This window comes from Neorhizobium sp. T25_13 (assembly GCF_002968675.1).
Lineage (GTDB): Bacteria > Pseudomonadota > Alphaproteobacteria > Rhizobiales > Rhizobiaceae > Neorhizobium > Neorhizobium tomejilense.
Map to the genome: position 1 here is coordinate 336,348 of NZ_PVBI01000007.1, position 20,112 is coordinate 356,459.

Consider the following 20,112-nt stretch of genomic DNA (forward strand, 5'->3'; position numbering starts at 1 on the left):
AACTGGACGTGACAGGGGTGATGAACGCTCTCCTTGCGGCCAACGAAATGGCAGTCGAGCGTCCCACCTGTCCAGCCCGCGCCTCAGCTCCGTCGTCATTCGACGCGGATGGCGGAAGTGTCCCGGGGACCGCGATGGCCAGCGACAAGCTCTCAAAATACAAGCAGAAACGTGATTTTCTAAAGACGCAGGAGCCGAGCGGAAAGGCGAAGCTGAAGGCATCGAACCGCCGTCGCTTCGTCATCCAGAAACATGACGCGACGCGGCTGCATTACGATCTTCGCCTTGAACTAGATGGGGTATTCAAGTCCTGGGCGGTGACCAAGGGACCGTCGCTCGATCCACACGACAAGCGTCTTTCCGTCGAGGTCGAGGATCATCCGCTCGACTATGGCGACTTTGAAGGCACGATCCCGAAAGGCCAGTATGGCGGTGGCACGGTCATGCTCTGGGACCGTGGCTATTGGGAGCCGGAGGGTAACAAAAGCCCGGAACAGGCATTGGCCAAAGGCGATTTCAAATTCAGGCTGGAGGGCGAGCGTCTGCATGGCAGCTTTGTGCTGGTGCGGATGCGCAATGACCGCGATGGCGGCAAGCGCACCAATTGGCTGCTGATCAAGCATCACGATGAATTTTCCGTCGAGGAAGACGGCGCGGCTGTCCTTGAGGACAACGCCACCTCTGTCGCCTCCGGTCGGACGATGGAGGCGATCGCTGCCGGCAAGGGCAAGAAGCCGAAACCGTTCATGGTCGAGAGCGGTGACGTTCAGGCGAATGCCGTCTGGGACAGCAACCACGGCCTTGCCGCCGAAGAACGCAAAGCCGAAACCAAAACCAAAAGGAAATCCGCGCCGGCCAAAGCTTCCAAGTCAGCAAAGTCAACAATGCCGGGGTTCATCGCTCCGCAGCTCTGCGAAACGCTTGAGCGTCCACCCACGGCGGACGGCTGGATCCATGAGATCAAGTTCGACGGCTATCGCATCCAGATGCGCATCGAAAACGGCGAGGTGACACTCAAGACTCGCAAAGGCCTTGACTGGACAGCAAGATATCCGGCAATAGCCGCGTCTGGTTCCGCCCTCCCTGACGCGATCATCGATGGCGAGATCTGCGCTCTCGACGAACACGGCGCGCCGGACTTTGCCGCGCTGCAGGCGGCGCTGTCGGAAGGCAAGACCGATGCGCTGGTGTATTTCGCCTTCGACCTGCTGTTTGAAGGCAATGAGGATCTCCGACAACTGCCGCTGACCGAGCGCAAGGATCGTCTGCAGACCCTGCTCAACGATGCAGGCGACGATCCACGCCTGCGTTTCGTCGAGCATTTCGAAACCGGTGGCGACGCCGTCCTGAAATCGGCCTGCCGCCTGTCGCTCGAAGGCATCGTTTCGAAACAGGCCGATGCGCCTTATCAATCCGGCCGCACTGAAACGTGGGCCAAGTCCAAATGCCGGGCCGGCCATGAAGTGGTGATCGGCGCCTATGCCAAAACGAACGGCAAGTTCCGCTCGCTGCTCGTCGGCGTCAACCGGGGTGATCATTTCGTTTATGTCGGCCGGGTCGGGACGGGTTACGGCGCAAAAGTCGTCGATACGATTTTGCCGAAGCTCCGCCAGCTGGAAACCACCAAGTCGCCGTTTACGGGGATCGGCGCGCCAAACAAGGATCCTGACATCGTCTGGCTCAAACCGGAACTCGTCGCCGAGATCCAGTTCGCCGGTTGGACGGCCGATGGCCTGGTTCGGCAGGCGGCATTCAAAGGCCTGCGCGAGGATAAGCCGGCGGGGGAAGTCGTCGCTGAGAAGCCTGTCTCACCCGTAGCAGCCGATGTGCCTGATCCGGAGGCAGAGGCCGACAAGCCAACTCCCGCTAAATCTTTCCGGAAGGGCGGCAAGGCGAACGTCATGGGCGTGTTGATCTCCAATCCGGAGAAGCCGCTGTGGCCCGACGCTGGCGACGACAAGCCGGTGACCAAGGTCGATCTCGCCACCTACTACGAAGCCGTCGGCCCCTGGCTTATTGACCACATCAAGGGCCGGCCGTGCTCGATCATCCGAGCCCCCGATGGCATCGGCGGCGAGCAGTTCTTCCAGCGCCATGCCATGCCCGGAACGTCGAACCTGCTCGAGCTGGTGCAGGTGTTCGGCGACAAGAAACCCTATCTGCGGATTGATCGCGTCGAGGGCCTCGCCGCGATCGCGCAGATCGGCGGCGTCGAGCTGCATCCCTGGAATTGCGAACCGGAACTACCCGAAGTGCCGGGTCGTCTGGTGTTCGACCTCGATCCCGGTCCGGACGTCCCCTTCTCCACCGTCGTCGAAGCCGCTCGGGAGATGCGTGACCGGCTGGAGGAACTCGGCCTTGTCAGCTTCTGCAAGACGACGGGTGGCAAGGGCTTGCATGTGGTCACGCCGCTTGCGGTGGCGAAGGGCAAGAAGCTCGCTTGGCCGGAAGCCAAAGGTTTTGCCCATGACGTCTGCCAGCAGATGGCACGCGAAAACCCCGAGCTCTACCTGATCAAGATGGCGAAGAACCAGCGCAACGGCCGCATCTTCCTCGATTACCTGCGCAACGACCGCATGGCGACCGCGGTCGCACCACTATCACCGCGCGCCCGGTCCGGCGCCACGTTGTCAATGCCGCTGACCTGGGCCCAGGTGAAGACGGATCTCGATCCAAAGCGGTTCACGATCCGCACCGTGCCGGCGCTGCTGGCGAAATCGAGCGCCTGGCAGGACTATTGCGACGGGCAGCGATCGCTCCAGCAGGCGATCAAGCGGCTCGCCAAGTCGATGAAGCAGGCGGCCTGAGTGATCGTCCGCAGCATGGCGAGTGAACCCGAATTCGTAACTCCGCGTTACAGCAAGATGGAACCGGAACCGGATAGCGATGCTCCCTCAACGCCCCGGGCTGGCGCGACGACAGAGCTGCCTCATGATCGCATCACGGTGCAGCGCTTTCGCGAAGCGTTTCCGCGCGCGCGATGGAGCGATCGTCTCAATGCCTGGTTCGTGCCGGGACGGACCGCCCAGAGACGTATCGGCCGCTGGCTCGCCGAGATGGAAGCGGAAGCCGAGGCCTTCGCCGACGAGAAGGGCAGAGATGCCTTCGCATTCGATCCGATCGAAAGCCACTATCTGGACGCGGGGCCCTCTTCCCTTCAAATTCGGACGCCCTATTCCCGCACCATCGTCAACGAGATCCGGGACATTCCCTTCGCGCGCTGGGATGCCGACCGACGGCTGTGGACGGTGCCTTACCGGTCGTTGGACGAACTCCGCCGGCGGTGGCCGGCAATTGAGACGGCCGCCGAACGCAACGAGCCTGAGATGCGGAAGGCGCGGCGTGAAGCAATCAAGGGTACAGAGGAAGACGAGGCGTCGAAGGCACGGACCAGGGAGCGTCGACGGAAACGATATCCCGTCCCGGCCAATGATGGCCCGCCGCTGGAGCGCGCTGTCAGCACCCATGTCGGAGTCCTTTTCTTTACTGGCACGCACGGCGAATTGGCAGATACGGCGACTGTCGATACGTTCTACTTCCCCGCAAATCGCGATGAGGAGTATGTCTGGGCGTCGTGGCGTTCAGGTTCGCTGGAAGAATTGGTGACCACCTGGCCGGCGCGGACACCTCCGGGACGACAAGAAACCGATCGCGGCTGGTGGCTGCCGACGCTGGATGAGTTGCGAACGGCGCGGCGTGACGCAAAATCCAGGAGGCGGACGAGGGAGCGCAGGGAAAAGGATGCGTCCTCTGAGCGAACAGCAGAAAACCCTTGAGAAGTTTCTAAGCTTGCCGCCGATCAGGCCCAGCGAGATGATCGGGCTATGGCAGGGTCGCGGCATCCCGTCCGGCCATCCGTTCGACGGCGTGTTGGAAAATCTCGGCTGGTTCGGCAAACGGTTTACATCGCAATTGCGCGCGGACGCGCTCTTGTTTCGATCCGGCCAGCACAGGCTGACACCAATCGATCCCGCGAGGATCCCGCTGCGTCTGGCGCTTCGCTTCCATAAGGTCGGAAGAACACGTCCCGTGAAAAACCTGTTTTCGTACCTTCAGCGCGGGCTGCGGGCAAAAGGGCCGGTTGCGTCGCTGCAGACGATGTCGTTTCACGGAGTGACAAGCGCTGCGATCATCTATGACGAGCAACCGATCGTAGACCACCTTCGCAGGATTGACGAGCACAGGATGATGGGGGCGATGGTGATTGAAGGCGACGAGCGGATCTACTTCTTCGAACTTGAACGGGTCGAGCCGCCATCAGGCTCGGCACGAGCAGACCCTTGAATTCTCCGGCTCGGACGATCATCTATCTGCTGCCACGCGTCTTCGATGATCGCCTGCGCAGCAGCTTGTCTGTCTGCGCGATCGTCCGGGTGTGGCAGGGCGCTCCCCGCAAGGGTCGAGCTCCCTGCCCATTTCAGCGATCCGGTCAGCGATTCATTTCGAATACCGCCGCGTTGTCCTGGATTTCCCGAAGGCCTTTGTAAGATGCATGCCGCAGATTGCCGTCGTCCGTCCAGCCGCGGAATTCGATCTCCGCGATCAACGTCGGCTGCGCAAACACGTAGTTCTTGCCTTTGATCGGAACGACCGGCGTCTTCGTCTTCAGCTGATCCAGCGTCTTCTTCAGATAGATCGCATCCTTTTCCTTGAAGCCGGTGCCCACGGCGCCGACATAGACCCAGTCATGGCCGCGACGGCCAGCAAGCAGCAAGCTGCCGATACCGCCGCGCGCAGCGGCGGATTGCTCGTAGCCGACGATCATGAAGCTATCGCTCTGGACGCATTTGATCTTTAGCCAGTCCCCGGTCCGACCGGAGCGGTACGGGCTGTCGCGGTGCTTGGCGATAATGCCTTCCATTCCAATAGAACAAGCGTTGGCCAACAACCCTGTTCCGTCGCCTTCGATTTCCTCTGAAAGCTGAATGGCGCGGACGGTGCCTTCCAGCAGATCTTCGAGAAGATGCCGCCGGACAGACAGCTCGGTTTTCGTCAGATCGTGCCCGTCGAAATACAGAAGGTCGAAGGCAAACAGGATCGACTCCGTCGAGGATCGTTTGCCGCCGCGTCCGCCGAGCGAACGCTGCAGCGCTCCGAAGTCGGATTGGCCCTCAGCGTTGAGAACGACAGCCTCCCCGTCGAGGATCGCTGTTCCGACCCCGAGTTTCTTGGCCGCCGCGGCAATCGCGGGAAAACGGTGTGTCCAGTCATGGCCGCCACGGGTGATGATCCGCACGCCCTTCGGCTCGATATGGATCGCGAGTCGATAGCCGTCCCATTTGATTTCGAAGGCCCAGTCCGGCCCGACAGGCGGAGCTGTCTTCAGCAAAGCCAGGCATGGCTCAACGCGATCGGGCATCGGGTCGAATGGGAGGTTGGGTTGGGCCGGATCGCGCTTGCGCCTCGGCTTGGATTTGGCGGTGAACGCCTCGTCTTGAAGCAGAGGCTTGGCGCGTTTGCTCATTTGCTTGTCCGGGTTTCGGCTGCGACCGACTTCTTCAAGGCATCCATGATGTTGATGACGTTGCTCGGTGCGGGCGCTGAGGCCGGCGTTTTGGCCTTGGCCTTTGACGGCTTTTTCAGGGCCTTCTTCTTCGCTGCGATGATATCGAGGAGCCGGTCCTGAACCGGGTCGACGACCATCTTCGGGTTCCAGTGCTGGGTCTGCTTTTTGATCAGCTGCTGGATCAGCGGCATCATGTCGGAATCTGCTGTCTCATCACCGATGCCCCCGAAATAGGTCTCTTCATCCCGCACCTCGTCACCATAGCGCAAAGTCCACAGAACGATACCCTTGCCGCGTGGCTCCAACATGACGGCGCGCTCCCGCCGCGTAATAACCAGCCGCGAAATGCCGACCATGTCCTGGGATTCCATTGCGTCGCGTATGACCGAGAACGCCTCCTGGCCGACCGGATCGTTCGGTGACAGATAATAGGGGGTGTCGAGCCAGACCCACTCGATCGTGTCGCGCGGGGTGAAGGTGGAGATATCGATGGTCTTGCTGCTATCCAATGCGACATTTTCGAGCTCATCATCTTCCAGAATGATGTATTCGTCCTCACCGCGCTGATAGCCTTTGACCTCGTCCTCTTGCCTGACTTCTTTCCCCGTCACCGAGTCCACATAGTAACTGACGACGCGGTTCTGGGTTTCGCGATTGAGCGTGTGGAAGCGAACCTTCTCGTTCTCGGAGGTCGCAGGCATCATCTGCACCGGGCAGGTGACCAGCGACAGCTTGAGATAGCCTTTCCAGTAGGGACGGACAGCCATGATACCCTCCGATCAGCTTGCGCGGCGCGCTGGCGTCGTCGCGGCCTTCGATTTCGCTGCACTGGCAGGTTTGGCGGCCTTTTGGCGACCGGTGCCTTTGTTGGCGTTGGCGGCTGTGCGTTTCGGCTCGGCCTTGGCTCCGACCCCCGCGCTTTCGCGCAGTGCCTGCAGCAGATCGCTCGGTTTCGATGCGACCGGCGCCTTCTTCTTCGGCAGCGACCGGCCTTCGATCTTGGCCTTCACCAATTCGGCGACCGCGGCTTCATATCGGTCGTCGAAGGTGCTGGCATCGAAACTGCCCTTCTTCTTCCCGATGATATGTTCGGCGAGATCGAGCATCTCGCCCTCGATCTTCAGGTCAGGCAGCTCCTCGAACGCTTTCTCGGATGAACGGACTTCGTAGTCGAAGTTCAGCGTCGAGGCGATCAGGCCCTTGCCGTGTGCGCGGATCAGGACCGTGCGCATCCGGCGAAAGAGGACGGTGCGAGCGATAGCGGCGACCTTCGCCGCCTTCATCCCGTCGCGCAGAAGGACGAAAGCCTCCTTGCCCATCCTGTCCGGCGCAAGATAATAGGGCTTGTCGAAATAGACGTCGTCGATTTCGTGGCAGGGAATAAAGGCGTTGATCTTCAGGGTTTTGTCGCTTTCGGGTACGGCGGCCGCGACTTCGTCGGGTTCCAGAACGATGTACTGGCCGTTTTCGATCTCGTACCCCTTGACCTGATCATCGCGTTCGACGGGATCGCCCGTTTCGCTATCGACGAACTCTCGCTTTACCCGATTGCCGGTCTTTCGATTGAGGGTGTTAAACGCGATCCGCTCGGAGGAGGATGCCGCGGTGTAAAGCGCCACAGGGCATGACACCTCTCCGAACTTGATAAAGCCTTTCCAATTGGCTCTTGGGGCAACCATGACGCTGAACTCCTGACGCAACTTAGGCGATTCAAGCGAATTAGGGGGCAATTGTTCCGAGTCGAAACGAATCATTTTCTAATGACTTAGCGGGTCCACCGTTGGCGTTCTGCGAGTCTCTGTTAGGCCGCTGATTCGCATGCATCTTTGGGCGTCGGGTGCGTTCATGGAAAGCATCAACCAGGAAGGAGTCTCGCCATCACCACACGCGAACTGATCGATACCGGAACCGACAAACGGTATGTCCGCAGGGACTCGATGACGGATAACTCTAGCGGCATCCATGGTCATCCCTGCCTCCCTTGCTGCAATATTGCCAGAGACCGGCCGTCCGCCTATGAATGGTCCAGACGATAACATAGGAGCTCGGCTTGCAAGTTCTGGTGCGGGATAACAATGTTGATCAGGCTTTGCGCTTTCTGAAGAAGAAGTTGCAGCAGGAGGGCGTGTTTCGGGAGATGCGCCTCCGGGAACATTATGAAAAACCTTCCGTGAAGCGGGCCCGCGAAAAGGCGGAGGGCATCCGCCGGACGCGCAAGGTGGCGTTGAAAAAGTTGAACCGCGAACTTGGAATAACTGCGCCGAAGAAGGCGAAGCCAGCCATCCGTCCGAAACCTGCCGGTTGATTTCCGGCGAGATGTCTAGCTAGGCCTGCTTCAGGTGTTTGCCGCGCCGCACATTCGCTTCGCGGAACCAACTCGCAGACGTGGCGCATGGCTGCAATACGTTAGCCCTCCCCGACTTTCACGCCCGCGGCGAACAGAAGGATCAGGCCCTTCAAAGAGGGCCTGGATTTCGCTGACCTCTCAACTACGTGCCATCCCTTCCCACGACCTCCCCTCCGCGGAGTGCCGCATGCGGGAGCGTAGCCACTTTCCCCAGCCAGCTTCCAACCGGTTATATGAACCGAACCCGCGTTGCCCTTCGTCCCGATCAATGGACCGATCGACTGAGAATGCGATGAGGATAGGCGGCCTTGAACTGCGATATCATCGCGCACGCCTGCTGCAGCACCCGCTCGGCCGTCTCGGGCGTATGCCGTGCAAGTTCGTCGGCATTGACAGGGATTGCCTCGGCCATGTTCGCAGACAGCACCGCAAAGCCTTTGCGGCCTTAGGCGTACGGCCACTCGTGCTCAATGCATCGGAGCAAGGCTGGTCGTCGGGACGAAGCCAATACGCTTGCCGGCGCGGGCGACTTCCGAGCGCCCGCCCCCTTCAAAGACGACCCGGAGCAGGGCGCCCGGCGCGAGTGTTTCGCCTGTTGCAGATGCCTTAGCATCGGTGAGGGGAGCGAGGGAAACGACCACATGGGTCGGCTGCGCCGGGACGAAATCGTCTGCTACAGCCGCGAGGGCGCTCACCGCCTTGCCGATGGCAAAGTCCTCGCCGATCAGCTTCATCTGAGGGACCTGCCGGATGCCGAACTTGCCGTAGGATAGGTCCGGCACCCGCGCGCCGACATGAGACGCGAGCGCCGTCACCTGGATCAGGCCAGTGCGGTTTGAGTCTGCGACGCCTAGCCCCTCAAGCACGCTGTAAGCGAAGATGCCGTGCCCCTGGAAACCTTCCAGTGCAGGACCGTCGTCACTGGAAGCGGCAAGGATTGAACGGCCGGTCGCCCTCGTTAGCCGGTCCAGCGCGGCGAGCCGGTCGAAGCCGCGCGTGGTGCGCTCTTGCGTCAGCGTTCCACTCTCGCAGGTGTCGAACATCAGCAGTGACTTGCGAGTTGCGACACGCGTCATCCAGGCCTGCCAGTGATCCTGCCCGATGCCTTGCGCCGCGATGGAGGCTTCTCCGGAATATTTGAAATCGTGAGGCAAGAAAAAGTACCGGCCATCCAGTGTTTTGCCATGGCCGGCGACGAAGAGGACGAAGACGTCGGTCGAGCGGATGCTCCTGGCGATATCATCGAAGGCGAGACCTATCCCTTCCCGCGTCGCCTGCTCATTGGTAATTAGCCAGCTCTTGACGTCGTCGAACAGGTCGCCGCCTGCGAGCTTGAAGCCCCGTACGATCTCGCTGGCATCGTCGGTCGCGAAATTGAGGCTCAGCCTGCTGTCCCAGTAGCGATTGATGCCGACCGCGAGGACGAAAAGACGCGGCGGCGCCGATGAGGCTGGATCGCCCCAGTTCACATTGATCGTTGCAGGGATCGATGCGATGCCATTCGCCGCATTGAATACGCTCAGCTCGACAAGGTTATTTCCTGGTTCCAGAAGTAGTCTGTCCTCGACAGCGACAGGCTCCCCTTGGCGTACCGCGGCACCTGAGGTGAGGTTGCGGGCCACCCGAACGATACCGTTGACCCTCCACTCGATACGGCCCACACCGCCTGTCGACGGAATGATGTTTGCCTTGGCAACGATGCTCTCATCGTCCGCGGTTCCGTTGTTTGATGGAAATACAATGGCCACGGTAGGCGGCAGACCATCCTTCAAAAGCGTTTTGATGCCCTCCCCCCGATCCGCCTGCTGTTCAGGGGCAACGCCCGAAGCCGTATTCACCACGAGATCTGGCCTGTACAGTGCGTCGAAAAGGCTGTCGACAGTGATGGTCTCCTGTGCGCTCGGCGCGAGAAACAGGTTTTCCGCCGCGCCCCTCGTCCCGGCGAAATAGCCGCCTTCGATGCGGGTCAGCCAATTTCCTTCCGCGCTCAACACAGTCGTCATGATAGGGGCCGGCCTGTCTTCGTCATAGAGCAGGATTGCTCCGATGTCGGTGACCACAACGAAGCGGCCCTTGTTCTGCGCCCCAAGCGCGAGGACCTTTCCGCCGACCGGGGCATGCCGAGCAGTCCACTGGCCCGCACCTAGACGACCGATTGCCGGACCGCCCGCCCCTTGTACTGTGAGCAGCTTCTGGTCAGCGAGCGCTTTTACACGCCCCCACCTGGCAAAACCGGCGACCGAATCGTTGCTGGCCCAGAGATTTCCTGCTCGCAGCGAGAACTTTCCCTGGGCATAGCTGTAGACGAGCCCTCCGGTGCCCGTGGCGCTGAACAGTGTGTCGTCGCCCGTTTCTGAATCGGGAATGACCCAGCCGACCGATCCCCAATACCAGCGTGTGGTCCGGCCGGACTTGGTCATTTCCAGCTTGAGCTCTTGGCCCGCCACCCGCTTTCCGGAGTCGATATCGATCACGACGGCGAAATGGCCCTCTCCATAGAGTATCCGCCGGCCGGCATCGGCGAAGCCCAATCCGGAAAGCCTCTCGGCAGTCTTCTTTCGCAGGATCACACGGCCGGTACTGCGCTCGATCACGATCAGCGTGTACTTGCTCTTGCCGTCACTGTGATCCGAATAGATGGCGGCCAGGTAGAACCCGTCAGGCGACGTTACTAGATGAGCTGGGCCATCATCCGAGAAGTTGCCGACCGGGATGACCACCCCGGTGTCGATATCCAGATCCTTGATGGATCCATCCTCGCAGCCGAGCGCGAGGCGCCGGTTGTTGGAAAAGCCAACTGGCGATGTGCTGTTGAAAAGATCGACAGAGCTTCCAATGGTGCAGCCGGAGATCACCAGGTGGCGGACTTGTCCACTCTCCGTATCGAGCACATAAGCGGAGTCCCGACCTATTCCCACGGCCGTCTTGCCGTCCGGACTGACGGCCGCCGCAACGAATTCGACCCGGTCGACAGATCTTGGCGGTGTCAATGCTTCCCCGGTCTGGAGGCGATAACGGAACACGCCGTCGCTACCGACCGTGTAGGCCTCTCCGCGTGGTTCATCGAAACGGACGTAGCTCCCTGTCTGCCCGATATGAGAGATCGTGGTGACGCCGCCGCTCGCGAAGTCCCACCTCAGGATGGATCGGTTGTTTTCAGCATTGTAGTGGGCAAGAAGAGCGCCCGAACCATCCGACGTAAAAACCATTCCATCTTCCGGATAAAATCCTTCGAACTTCTTCGAAAAGAGCCGCTTGCCGGTGCGGGCGTCAAGAACCTGATAGACATCCTCCTTCTCGGCGAGATAGCGGTCGCCTTGCGGTGCTAGCCTCAGACCTTCCACATCGAAAACCGCGGACAACTGGCGCCCAGTCGCCGCATCGTATGTCCGTATCTCCTTCGGGAAGCCCTTCTTGCCTGATTTCATGCCGTAGGTGAACTCGATCGCCACTAGTGATCCGTCATCCGAAACGGCGATGTTCTGAGGCAGGTTGTCCGGCAGCTTCGAAACCACCCGACGGGCCTCGCGCGTCACGAGATCCACCGCCCACAAGCCGTTCGTCCCGAAGACCCAGACGGCTGTGCCCGTCCCGTCGACTTCGAGATGGCCCAAGGAGAAACTGTCCATTCCGGGCAGGAGGATGAAATCCTCAAGCATGCCCGTGATGGCATCGATGACGACCAGACCCTGCGCCTTGTCGTCCCAGGCGGCAAGGCAAATGATCTCGTCCATGCTGCTGCTGTAGGTGAAATTGAGTCCCGGGGCTCCGGGGAAACTTTTAGCCGGCAATCCGGTGTCAAGGCGGAAGCGTGCAATGTTCGAGCAGCTTCCCGCAAGTACGACATTGTCTTCGGCGTCGATCACGAGCTTGGCCACCCAGTCTCCAGAGAAGGATGGGCGGTCGAACGGGAGGGGATCGTCATAGGGTCCGGCAACCTGCCGCGTCTTCTCATCGATGGCCCGGTCAAGTAGCGATGCCGCCTCGTCGTCATTGCTTACGCGCAGATTGCGGGTCGACGCGAAGCGCGCAAGGCTATCGCGGTAGCCATGGTCCTCCTCGCCGTCGAGGTTGGTTCCCGAGAGTTCGCCTAGCACCCACAGTTTGCGTTTGATTTCGCGGATGTTGTCGGCGGCAAGCGCATCTGGCGCGGCCAACGCGAATGCGAGGCCGATCAGCGCGTATGTCCACAGGCCGGAACCGATCCAGGCTCCACGTTTCATCGCCTCACCCTCCCAACCCTACTAGCGTAAGGCGATAAGCGCACTGTGCCACTACTGGGCGTTGGCGCTTAGATTGATCACCTGTACCCGCCGGTTGATCTGATCCTCCGGCCTGCGGGCATCGAAGAGTTCGCTCTCGCCGAAGCCCGCCACCTCCAGCTTGCCAGAATCTATTTTGAACTTGTCGGCCAGATAGCGCGCCACCGCGTCTGCCCGGCGCTCGGAGAGCCTCTGGTTGTATTCGTCTGTGCCACGGGAATCCGTGTGCCCTGCGATCATGAAACGCGCCGACGCAAGGCTCGGATCAACGAGTGCCGTGCCCAAGGCATCGAGCGTGATGAGGGAATCGTTGAGCAGCTCTGCCGAATTATAGGCAAAGGTAACGTGCAGGCTGACGGCGTTGGGCTTGTCCTCGGCTGGAGCCGGATCGACCGTGACGCCCCTCTTGCCGAAGGGCAAGGAGCGGAAACCCGGCTTGACGCAGGTGGGGTCGAGTTTGCAGCGAATCTGGTCCGAGCTGAGATCCTGGGCCAGCGCCCTTGTTGGGAGGCACGAGAGGGCAGCGGCCAATGCCGCCAGCGGAAATATCTTCATGGTGCTGCCTTCGTTTCAAACTCGATCGTAGACGCCGCGATGACCCGTTCCGGGAGATCCGCACGCGGACGGTAGATCAGCGCCTTGCGCAGCAGCGACAGATATTCGCGCGCGGTCTGGACCTGAGGGAGTGTCTTTTCGAACAATGGGCTGCGTGAGGTCACGACCAGCATCATCTCGCGGCCGAGCGGCGGAGAGACGGTAAATTTAGAACGCCCTTCCTTCCCGTCGCCAAAGCGCAGTTCCTGCCCCGGCTCTAGCTGGCTTCCGGGCCCCTGCGGTTGCGCCAGGTGAACGATGGTCTGGTCGGCCTGGACGTAGCTGACATAGGCATAGCTGAAATGTTGCGGAGCGCGCACTGTCACGTCGAGCAGCCGCCCAGAGTGGAGTGCAGTCACATCCGCGACCGTGACGCCAGGCTTGTCAGGCTCCACAGCCGCCCGCGCGAGGATCTGCTTGAGTTCGCATTGCGGCCAGGACGCAACGGCGAGGCCGTCAATGTTCAACACCGATTTCGTTGCTGCCAGATCCTTGATCCGCTTAAGATCCTCCTCGCTGCCGACGAACCCAGAGACGATGACACTCTCGCCCTCCTTGCGGAACGCGACGTTGGCGCAGGTCCGAGTATTGACGTCGGTTACGAGCTTGGTCAGTTCGACGGTATCGACCGGTTCGACGGGCGGCGTTGGAGTGAACCCTGCGACCCTCAATACCACGGCCTCGACGGCCATGGCAGCGTAGGCGTCGTAGGACAGCCACATATAGCCGGCCTCCCCCCATTTTGTGCCCCAGGAGTTGACGACACGCAGCGCCTGACGACGATCGTCATATCCGGTGGTGGCCACAGCGTGGTAGCTTATTTCCCCATTTGTCGATCCGACGCGATAGATCCCGCCGCGATAGTCGTGGAAGCTGGGCCAGATCCTAAGAGACAAGATCACCGGCTCCCCCTGGGCAAGTCGCCCGCGCACATCGTCGACGCGCGTATGGTCGAGCCGTGCCAGGTCGTCGACCTTGAAGGCTTTTGCACGGTTGGCTAGTTCTGGGGCAATGGTTTCGCAGCGATCGGAGTATGGATGATCCGCCAGCGAAAGAGCCCCTTGCCTGAGCACACGTACATTATCTGCCACGCTCGAACCTTCGTCGCAGGCGCCCCTGCGTGCGCGGTGATAGAGATAACTGGGGCTGACGATGTTGGCATCGGTCAGCGGTTTCCGTTCGGAAGTCGAAGTGTAGTAGCTGCGCGTCGCATAGCCCACCGCCCACGCCGCGCAGGAACCCAGGGCGCCTTGTTGACGAGGGCGCGGAAATCGGGCCGATAGCTCTGCGAATTCCGGCAAGAAAGCTCGAAACCGCGGCAGTTCCGGCACGCCCCGCATCTCTGTATTGGACATCGGCCTCAATCCGGTCGAATAGCGCGTCCCAGGCGGATCGGGGCGTTCAGTCGCGGGCGGTCCTGACTGCGTTTCCTGCGCAAAACAATCTCCCGCCAGTAAGACGGCGATTACGCATCCATTCAAGAAGCGCAGCCCAGCCTTGCGTTCCGGTCCCATGATTTCTGAACCCCCAAGCCCAAGTCGAGTAAAACACACCCCCGACGACAGCTCAACATCTGCCGCCTACTCATATCGGAGGCGCTTGCGCAGCGATCGGCAAAAGATACCAAGGTCATGGTCAAGCCAGCGCTGCAGGTTTTGGCGTCACTGAAGGCGGCGACGGCCTGCGGACGCTCAACGAAGAATGCCCGCGTCGCTCGCGGCCACTCTGAACGCTGATGCCGCCGTGGACGGATCGCCTCGACCTTCGGCAGCTTCCATGCAGGCGCGCTTGGCTAAAGCAAAGGAGTCTCCTCCTTTCTGGGGCCAGCAAGTCATCAAGTATGCCAAGGCGTCTCTGCTGCCGCGAACGCTCTTGAAGTGATCGCCCGGGCCAATAACGACCTCAACTGGCTCATCCCAGAGATCATGGTCCATCAGGTGCTCCAGGGTTCTGATCTTTGATGAACGCAAGTGGTCAGGGCTCGTTCCTGGGTTAGGGCTTTGGTCCCAGGCGCGGCCTGGATCACACAGCGCTACCGGCCGTTCCTCGGTTGACCTCGAGCTGATGATGCGGATGCTGATGATCGGCCACTCCATGTGCATATACTGGCCGGGAGGTGGTATTACTCAGATCGCATTCGGACCTGCGCAAATCCGCACAAGATCGGCAAGGATCGTGCGAAGCTCAGGCCACGGCGCTTCCTGGATGGCAGAGCGTGGATCCTCCATTTCCAGGAGGGAATGCAGCTTCACCGCGACGTCGGCGACAGATTGAGGCGCCGCATTCCACAATTCCTTTGCCAAAGCCTCCTCGACATCTGCGATTTCCTCCTCGGCTTTCTTCGCCCTGGTATATCCGGCCCGCTTGTCCGCCGCCTTCCATTCGCGCCGGCGGGCCGCCAATGCGGCCCTTGCTTGCCGCCGCATTTCATCCTGATCAGCGTTCGGCAAAAGACGGTCGATCTCCCGACCGGAATAGGCCCAGATGAAACCACAGTCTTCGGAAAGCAGGACTTTCGTGCGGGGGAAACCACCAAATTCTCGAAGCAACTCCGTCTCAAGCTTTTGCTGCCGACGGCAGGCTTCCCCGCAAAGCCTGTGGGCGGCCAGCCAATCTCTCCAAAGTGATACTACCGGATCGTCTTGCTCCGACCTCTCCGTCCGCACCATTGCACCTGCCGGGGCGGGCGCGGCAGCGATCGAAGCCGCAGCGCGTGCAAGGAAGTTTCTGCGCGTGGTCTCGGGGGAGGCATCCCTATTCCCGGAAGAGGCCATTGGGGCCGCCTCCGATCAAAACGAGGTCCGTGAGCATCGCTTCCAGTTTGGCCCACGGTAATTTTCGGCGGGTGATTGCAGACAAAGTTCTGCTATTCTCAGAATCAGCCATGATCCAAGCTCCAGACAGCTAAATTGTGGTCAGGTTGCCGATGCTGTTCGCAACAGTAGACGCAACCGTCTCATACGCTCGGCCCCAAATGCAAATCTGCACGAGGGAATGAGAGAATGTTTTCATATCATATGAACGAAAAAGGTTCAACGGGATTTAAGATGAAATTCATCACCGGAGCACAGATACGCGCGGCAAGGGGGTTGGTGCGCTGGAGCGCTGATGATCTCGCTGCCGCGGCTCAGCTCGGAATTTCGACGGTCCGGCGCGCCGAGGCGGACAATGGATCATCGCCAATTACAACTGCCAATCTGAAGGCTATCCAGCTTGCGCTTGAGAGCGTAGGTGTCGAGTTCATACCAGAAAACGGTGGAGGAGCTGGCGTGCGTTTCCGAAAACCGTCCCACGCCGAGAAATAGTCCTCGTAAACTCATCCTTGCTCTTCTAAGGCCGCCTTTACTTGGAGGTGACCGCCATGCACATCGGCACCCCGATTTGCTCCGCCTTTGCCCGTGCGCCAGCGTTAAGGACGCGGGCGTCGACCAGGCCCACTCGATTGATCTTCGAAGCACTCAGAACGTCGGCGGCGTATTGACCCAGATCAGAACTGTCTCGCCGTCATTGCTGTTGCGCCAACTGTGTGGGCGACGGCTCTCGAAATAAAAGGAGTCGCCTTCTCTGAGCTCGAAGAACTGGTCGCCGTCGAGAATAAGCTCCATCCTGCCCACGAGCACATGGAGAAATTCCTCGCCCGCATGGCTATAGGCCCCTTCACTCGAAGCGCCGGGCGCGAGCTGGAAGCGATGACATTCCATTTGCCGGCGATCGATGGTCAGGTTCTGGACGGTCACGCCTGACGACGTCGGCGGCCATGCCGTCCAGTCGCCGTTTCGAACCAGTGACTCGCGTGCGCTTGTTTCGGCCTGCCCGGTCAGCGCTGCAATGGTAGTGCCGTAGAATCCGGCGAGGTCATGCAGCGCCTTGACCGAGAGCCCTTGCGAGGTTCGCTCGAAGGTAGAGAGCAGCGAGGATGCGATGCCGGTCGTGGCGGCCACTTTCTCCAGCGTGCACCCCATCTCGCGACGAAGATGACGCAGCTTGGCACCGATCGTCCTACCACCTGACGAGGAGCCGACCTCGGCTGGCGTTTCCTCCGTCCCGTCCTGTTCCTCCGACTTCAGCGTCTCCCGGATTGCCGCCGGATTAAGGCCCTTGTCTAATCTCAGCCAGCTGATCCGCTTCAGGCGTTCGACATGGGCTGAGTCATAAAGGCGCTGCCCGGAATCGGTACGAACGGGATCGACGAGGCCCTGGCTTTCCCACAGCCGAAGCGTCGATGGCGAGACGCCTGCCATGCGGGCGGCTTCTGCGATCTTATAGCGAATCCTGTTATCCATCATGCGACTTCTGCCTGGTTTGGCGCCCCGGATTTTCATGAAAGTCGTATTGCAACTCTACAGAAAAAATGCAAAGATTATTTTCAAGGCCGCTGGAGGAGCGCTCTTCACTCCAGCCTGTAGATCATCCGTCACACTCATTCTCAGGGGACTTCCATGTTGAATTCTGACATTGCGGCTCGCCGTACCGACGCGATATCGCGTGGCGTCGGCGTTACCACGCAGGTTTATGCCGAACGGGCCGAGAATGCCGAACTCTGGGATGTCGAGGGCCGCCGCTATATCGATTTCGCGGCCGGCATCGCGGTCGTCAATACCGGTCACCGCCACCCGAAAGTGATCGCTGCGGTGAAAGCCCAACTCGATCAGTTCACCCACACCTGCCACCAAGTCGTACCCTACGAGAACTATGTGACGCTCGCCGAACGCCTCAATAAGGCAGTGCCGGGGAGTTTCGCCAAGAAGACGATCTTCGTCACCACCGGCGCGGAAGCTGTCGAGAACGCCGTCAAGATCGCGCGTGCCGCCACCAACCGTTCTGCAATTATCGCCTTTACCGGCGCCTTCCATGGCCGCACCTTCATGGGCATGACGCTGACGGGCAAGGTCGTTCCCTACAAGACCGGTTTCGGCGCCATGATGCCCGACGTCTTCCACGTGCCTTTCCCGATCGAAATGCATGGCCAGACGATGGAGGATTCCCTCGCCGTGCTCGACAACCTGTTCAAGGCCGATGTGGATCCCAACCGCGTCGCGGCTTTCATCATCGAGCCGGTACAGGGCGAAGGCGGCTTCTATGAGGTGCCGCGCGCCTTCATGACCAAGCTGCGAGAAATCGCCGACAAGCACGGCATCCTGCTGATCGCCGACGAGGTGCAGACCGGCTTTGCCCGCACCGGAAAACTTTTCGCCATGGAGCATTTCGGCGTCGTCGCCGACATCACCACTATGGCCAAGGGCCTTGGCGGCGGCTTCCCGATCGCTGCGGTCACCGGCCGCGCCGAGATCATGGATGCGCCCGGCCCCGGTGGCCTCGGCGGCACCTATGGCGGCAACCCGATCGGCATCGCGGCCGGCAATGCCGTGCTCGACGTGATTGAGGAAGAAGGCCTCAACCAACGTGCTGATTCACTCGGCAACCGGCTGAAGCAGCGCCTGCATTCGCTGATATCGGAAGTGCCGCAGATCGCCGGTATCCGAGGCCCCGGTTTCATGAACGCCGTGGAATTCAATATTCCCGGCACCAAGGCGCCCAATGCGAATTTTGCCAACGCGGTGCGCGCCAAGGCGCTCGACAAGGGCCTGATCCTGCTGACCTGTGGCGTCTACGGCAATGTTATTCGCTTCCTGTCGCCAATCACCATCCAGGACAATATCTTCGCCGAGGCGATGGATATTCTCGAGGACACCCTGCGCGAATGCGCCAAGGAGGCCTGAACTATGGCGATTTCAGACGCACTGCTTTCCAAGCTGAAGGATTCTTCGCTCGCAACCGACAGGGCCCTGGTAGCAGGCGAATGGATTGCCAACAGCGATAGCGGCAAGACCTTCAACGTCACCAACCCGGCCAATGGCGACGTGATCGCTGTCATGCCCGACATGAACCGCGCCGAGACGGCCCGTGCGATCGACGCCGCTTACAAGGCCCAGAAGGAATGGGCGAAGAAAACAGGCAAGGAGCGCGCAGCGATCCTTCGCAAGCTCTATGACCTCATGGTTGCCAACGCCGACGACTTGGCCACGATCCTGACCATGGAAATGGGCAAGCCGCTGGCGGAGGCCAAGGGCGAAGTCCTCTACGGCGCATCCTATGTCGAATGGTTCGGCGAGGAAGCCAAGCGCGTCTATGGTGACACGATCCCCGGCCACCAGCCGGACAAGCGGATCATCGTCATCAAGCAGCCGATCGGTGTGGTTGCCGCGATCACCCCTTGGAATTTCCCGAACGCCATGCTGGCTCGAAAATTCGCGCCCGCTGTGGCCGCCGGCTGTGCGATGATCTCCAAGCCCGCCGCCGAGACCCCGCTTTCGGCGCTGTCGCTGGCCCTGCTCGCCGAGCGTGCGGGCCTGCCAGCCGGTGTGTTCAACGTCGTGCTTTCCAGGGATTCGCCGTCGATCGGCAAGGAATTCACCGAGAACGACAAGGTTCGCAAACTGACCTTCACCGGCTCGACCAATGTCGGCAAGATCCTGATGCGCCAAGGCGCCGAGCAGATCATGAAGCTCGGCCTCGAACTCGGCGGCAACGCGCCCTTCATCGTTTTCGACGATGCCGATCTCGATGCGGCGGTCGAAGGGGCGATGATCTCCAAATACCGCAACAACGGCCAAACCTGCGTTTGCGCGAACCGCCTTTATGTCCAATCTGGTGTCTATGATGCGTTCGCCAAAAAGCTGGCAGAGAAGGTCGGTGCGATGAAGGTGGGCGATGGTTTCGAGCCCGGCGTGAATGCCGGGCCCTTGATCACCGACAAAGCGATCGAGAAGGTAAAGGAGCATATTGCGGACGCGCTCGAAAAGGGTGCCAAAGTGGCCATCGGCGGCAAGCCGGATGCCCGGGGCGGTCTTTTCTTCCAGCCGACCATCCTGACCGGCGTCACCACGGACATGAAGGTCGCGCGCGAAGAGACCTTCGGGCCTGTCGCGCCGCTCTTCAAGTTCGAGACCGAGGAGCAGGTGATCGAGATGGCCAACAATACTGAATTCGGCCTCGCCTCCTATTTCTATTCGAAGGATGTTTCGAAGATTTTCCGAGTGGCGGAAGGGCTCGAATACGGCATGGTCGGCATTAATACCGGCCTGATCTCCACGGAGGTGGCGCCATTCGGCGGCATCAAGCAATCGGGCCAGGGCCGCGAAGGCTCGAAATACGGCATCGAGGACTATATCGAGATCAAGTATCTGTGCCTGAGCATCTGACACAGCCAAAGTGCATCTGAAATGGACCGCGGAGGCATTTCCGCGACCCATTCTATCCAAGAATGATATCGACGACGATCTGGGTGACGACAAGTTCGCAGCAATAGCAAAGTAAATCGTCGGACTTGTAGGCTCGCCGGACATCGTGGCGCTGCAGGAGGTCCAGAATGACGGCGGCGCGAGTACAGCGACACTGTCGGC

At 60.4% G+C, this 20,112-nt stretch carries 16 protein-coding genes and 1 pseudogene; 7 read left to right on the plus strand and 10 right to left on the minus strand.

The window, feature by feature from the left end:
• The first annotated feature begins 134 nt into the window (after positions 1–134).
• The 3 genes from ligD (C5J22_RS18880) to C5J22_RS18890 are packed head-to-tail and all read left to right on the plus strand — an operon-like array spanning position 135 to position 4,284.
• The gene (gene ligD, locus C5J22_RS18880; protein WP_105439441.1) at positions 135–2,807 is read left to right on the plus strand and encodes a DNA ligase D; all 2,673 of its coding nucleotides are present in this window, start codon (positions 135–137) and stop codon (positions 2,805–2,807) included.
• A gap of 57 nt (positions 2,808–2,864) precedes the next feature.
• Entirely contained in the window at positions 2,865–3,776 is a 912-nt protein-coding gene (locus C5J22_RS18885) for a hypothetical protein (protein ID WP_105439519.1), read from the plus strand.
• The gene (locus C5J22_RS18890) at positions 3,742–4,284 is read left to right on the plus strand and encodes a DUF4334 domain-containing protein (RefSeq protein WP_105439442.1); all 543 of its coding nucleotides are present in this window, start codon (positions 3,742–3,744) and stop codon (positions 4,282–4,284) included. The genes C5J22_RS18885 and C5J22_RS18890 overlap by 35 nt, the downstream gene beginning before the upstream one ends.
• A 145-nt stretch (positions 4,285–4,429) precedes the next feature.
• On the opposite strand, the gene ligD (C5J22_RS18900) is transcribed toward C5J22_RS18890, so the two are convergent.
• The 3 genes from ligD (C5J22_RS18900) to C5J22_RS18910 are packed head-to-tail and all read right to left on the minus strand — an operon-like array spanning position 4,430 to position 7,185.
• The gene (ligD, locus tag C5J22_RS18900; protein WP_105439444.1) at positions 4,430–5,464 is read right to left on the minus strand and encodes a non-homologous end-joining DNA ligase; all 1,035 of its coding nucleotides are present in this window, start codon (positions 5,462–5,464) and stop codon (positions 4,430–4,432) included.
• The gene (locus tag C5J22_RS18905) at positions 5,461–6,273 is read right to left on the minus strand and encodes a Ku protein (RefSeq protein WP_105439445.1); all 813 of its coding nucleotides are present in this window, start codon (positions 6,271–6,273) and stop codon (positions 5,461–5,463) included. The genes ligD (C5J22_RS18900) and C5J22_RS18905 overlap by 4 nt, the downstream gene beginning before the upstream one ends.
• Positions 6,274–6,285: 12 nt before the next feature.
• A complete protein-coding gene (locus C5J22_RS18910; RefSeq protein WP_105439446.1) occupies positions 6,286–7,185 on the minus strand; it encodes a Ku protein in 900 nt (299 codons plus the stop codon).
• Between the two features lie 371 nt (positions 7,186–7,556).
• Between C5J22_RS18910 and rpsU the strand changes: the two genes are divergently transcribed.
• Complete coding sequence (rpsU, locus tag C5J22_RS18915) at positions 7,557–7,811, plus strand: 30S ribosomal protein S21 (protein ID WP_105439447.1); 255 nt, start codon at positions 7,557–7,559, stop codon at positions 7,809–7,811.
• Positions 7,812–8,118: 307 nt separating this feature from the next.
• Here the strand turns inward: rpsU and C5J22_RS32070 are convergent.
• The 6 genes and pseudogenes from C5J22_RS32070 to C5J22_RS18945 all read right to left on the minus strand — a co-directional run.
• Positions 8,119–8,298, minus strand: a pseudogene (locus tag C5J22_RS32070) (hypothetical protein); the annotation flags it as partial.
• Between the two features lie 22 nt (positions 8,299–8,320).
• The gene (locus C5J22_RS18925; protein ID WP_105439448.1) at positions 8,321–12,076 is read right to left on the minus strand and encodes a caspase family protein; all 3,756 of its coding nucleotides are present in this window, start codon (positions 12,074–12,076) and stop codon (positions 8,321–8,323) included.
• A gap of 51 nt (positions 12,077–12,127) precedes the next feature.
• Positions 12,128–12,670 (minus strand): OmpA family protein, encoded by a 543-nt coding sequence (locus C5J22_RS18930; protein ID WP_105405179.1) that lies wholly within the window; start codon positions 12,668–12,670, stop codon positions 12,128–12,130.
• Entirely contained in the window at positions 12,667–14,064 is a 1,398-nt protein-coding gene (locus tag C5J22_RS18935; protein ID WP_172746699.1) for a C1 family peptidase, read from the minus strand. Before C5J22_RS18935 ends, C5J22_RS18930 begins: the two co-directional genes overlap by 4 nt.
• 336 nt (positions 14,065–14,400) lie before the next feature.
• Positions 14,401–14,643: a DUF982 domain-containing protein gene (locus C5J22_RS18940; protein ID WP_105439520.1), complete on the minus strand. Its 243-nt coding sequence runs from the start codon at positions 14,641–14,643 to the stop codon at positions 14,401–14,403.
• Positions 14,644–14,835: 192 nt separating this feature from the next.
• The gene (locus C5J22_RS18945; RefSeq protein WP_105439450.1) at positions 14,836–15,258 is read right to left on the minus strand and encodes a hypothetical protein; all 423 of its coding nucleotides are present in this window, start codon (positions 15,256–15,258) and stop codon (positions 14,836–14,838) included.
• Positions 15,259–15,756: 498 nt separating this feature from the next.
• Here C5J22_RS18945 and C5J22_RS18950 point away from each other — a divergent pair, with 498 nt between their 5' ends.
• On the plus strand, positions 15,757–16,014 hold the full coding sequence (locus C5J22_RS18950; protein WP_105439521.1) for a transcriptional regulator: 258 nt from the start codon (positions 15,757–15,759) through the stop codon (positions 16,012–16,014).
• A 153-nt stretch (positions 16,015–16,167) separates the two neighbouring features.
• Here C5J22_RS18950 and C5J22_RS18960 read toward each other — a convergent pair whose 3' ends face one another.
• A complete protein-coding gene (locus tag C5J22_RS18960) occupies positions 16,168–16,995 on the minus strand; it encodes a MerR family transcriptional regulator (RefSeq protein ID WP_205837200.1) in 828 nt (275 codons plus the stop codon).
• A gap of 153 nt (positions 16,996–17,148) precedes the next feature.
• On the opposite strand from C5J22_RS18960, the gene C5J22_RS18965 reads away from it, so the two are divergent.
• Both C5J22_RS18965 and C5J22_RS18970 read left to right on the plus strand, forming a co-directional pair.
• Positions 17,149–18,429, plus strand: coding sequence for a 4-aminobutyrate--2-oxoglutarate transaminase (locus C5J22_RS18965; RefSeq protein WP_105439451.1), 1,281 nt, complete (start codon positions 17,149–17,151; stop codon positions 18,427–18,429).
• Positions 18,430–18,432: 3 nt separating this feature from the next.
• On the plus strand, positions 18,433–19,911 hold the full coding sequence (locus C5J22_RS18970) for an NAD-dependent succinate-semialdehyde dehydrogenase (RefSeq protein ID WP_105439452.1): 1,479 nt from the start codon (positions 18,433–18,435) through the stop codon (positions 19,909–19,911).
• Positions 19,912–20,112 lie beyond the last annotated feature (201 nt).

Excerpts from the sequence above, each read along its gene's own strand:
- ligD (WP_105439441.1), top strand. The coding sequence starts at position 135 with ATGGCCAGCGACAAGCTCTCAAAATACAAGCAGAAACGTGATTTTCTA.
- C5J22_RS18885 (WP_105439519.1), top strand. The coding sequence starts at position 2,865 with ATGGAACCGGAACCGGATAGCGATGCTCCCTCAACGCCCCGGGCTGGC.
- C5J22_RS18890 (WP_105439442.1), top strand. The coding sequence starts at position 3,742 with ATGCGTCCTCTGAGCGAACAGCAGAAAACCCTTGAGAAGTTTCTAAGC.
- ligD (WP_105439444.1), bottom strand. The coding sequence starts at position 5,464 with ATGAGCAAACGCGCCAAGCCTCTGCTTCAAGACGAGGCGTTCACCGCC.
- C5J22_RS18905 (WP_105439445.1), bottom strand. The coding sequence starts at position 6,273 with ATGGCTGTCCGTCCCTACTGGAAAGGCTATCTCAAGCTGTCGCTGGTC.
- C5J22_RS18910 (WP_105439446.1), bottom strand. The coding sequence starts at position 7,185 with ATGGTTGCCCCAAGAGCCAATTGGAAAGGCTTTATCAAGTTCGGAGAG.
- C5J22_RS18925 (WP_105439448.1), bottom strand. The coding sequence starts at position 12,076 with ATGAAACGTGGAGCCTGGATCGGTTCCGGCCTGTGGACATACGCGCTG.
- C5J22_RS18930 (WP_105405179.1), bottom strand. The coding sequence starts at position 12,670 with ATGAAGATATTTCCGCTGGCGGCATTGGCCGCTGCCCTCTCGTGCCTC.
- C5J22_RS18935 (WP_172746699.1), bottom strand. The coding sequence starts at position 14,064 with ATGTCCAATACAGAGATGCGGGGCGTGCCGGAACTGCCGCGGTTTCGA.
- C5J22_RS18940 (WP_105439520.1), bottom strand. The coding sequence starts at position 14,643 with ATGGACCATGATCTCTGGGATGAGCCAGTTGAGGTCGTTATTGGCCCG.
- C5J22_RS18950 (WP_105439521.1), top strand. The coding sequence starts at position 15,757 with ATGAAATTCATCACCGGAGCACAGATACGCGCGGCAAGGGGGTTGGTG.
- C5J22_RS18960 (WP_205837200.1), bottom strand. The coding sequence starts at position 16,995 with ATGATGGATAACAGGATTCGCTATAAGATCGCAGAAGCCGCCCGCATG.
- C5J22_RS18965 (WP_105439451.1), top strand. The coding sequence starts at position 17,149 with ATGTTGAATTCTGACATTGCGGCTCGCCGTACCGACGCGATATCGCGT.
- C5J22_RS18970 (WP_105439452.1), top strand. The coding sequence starts at position 18,433 with ATGGCGATTTCAGACGCACTGCTTTCCAAGCTGAAGGATTCTTCGCTC.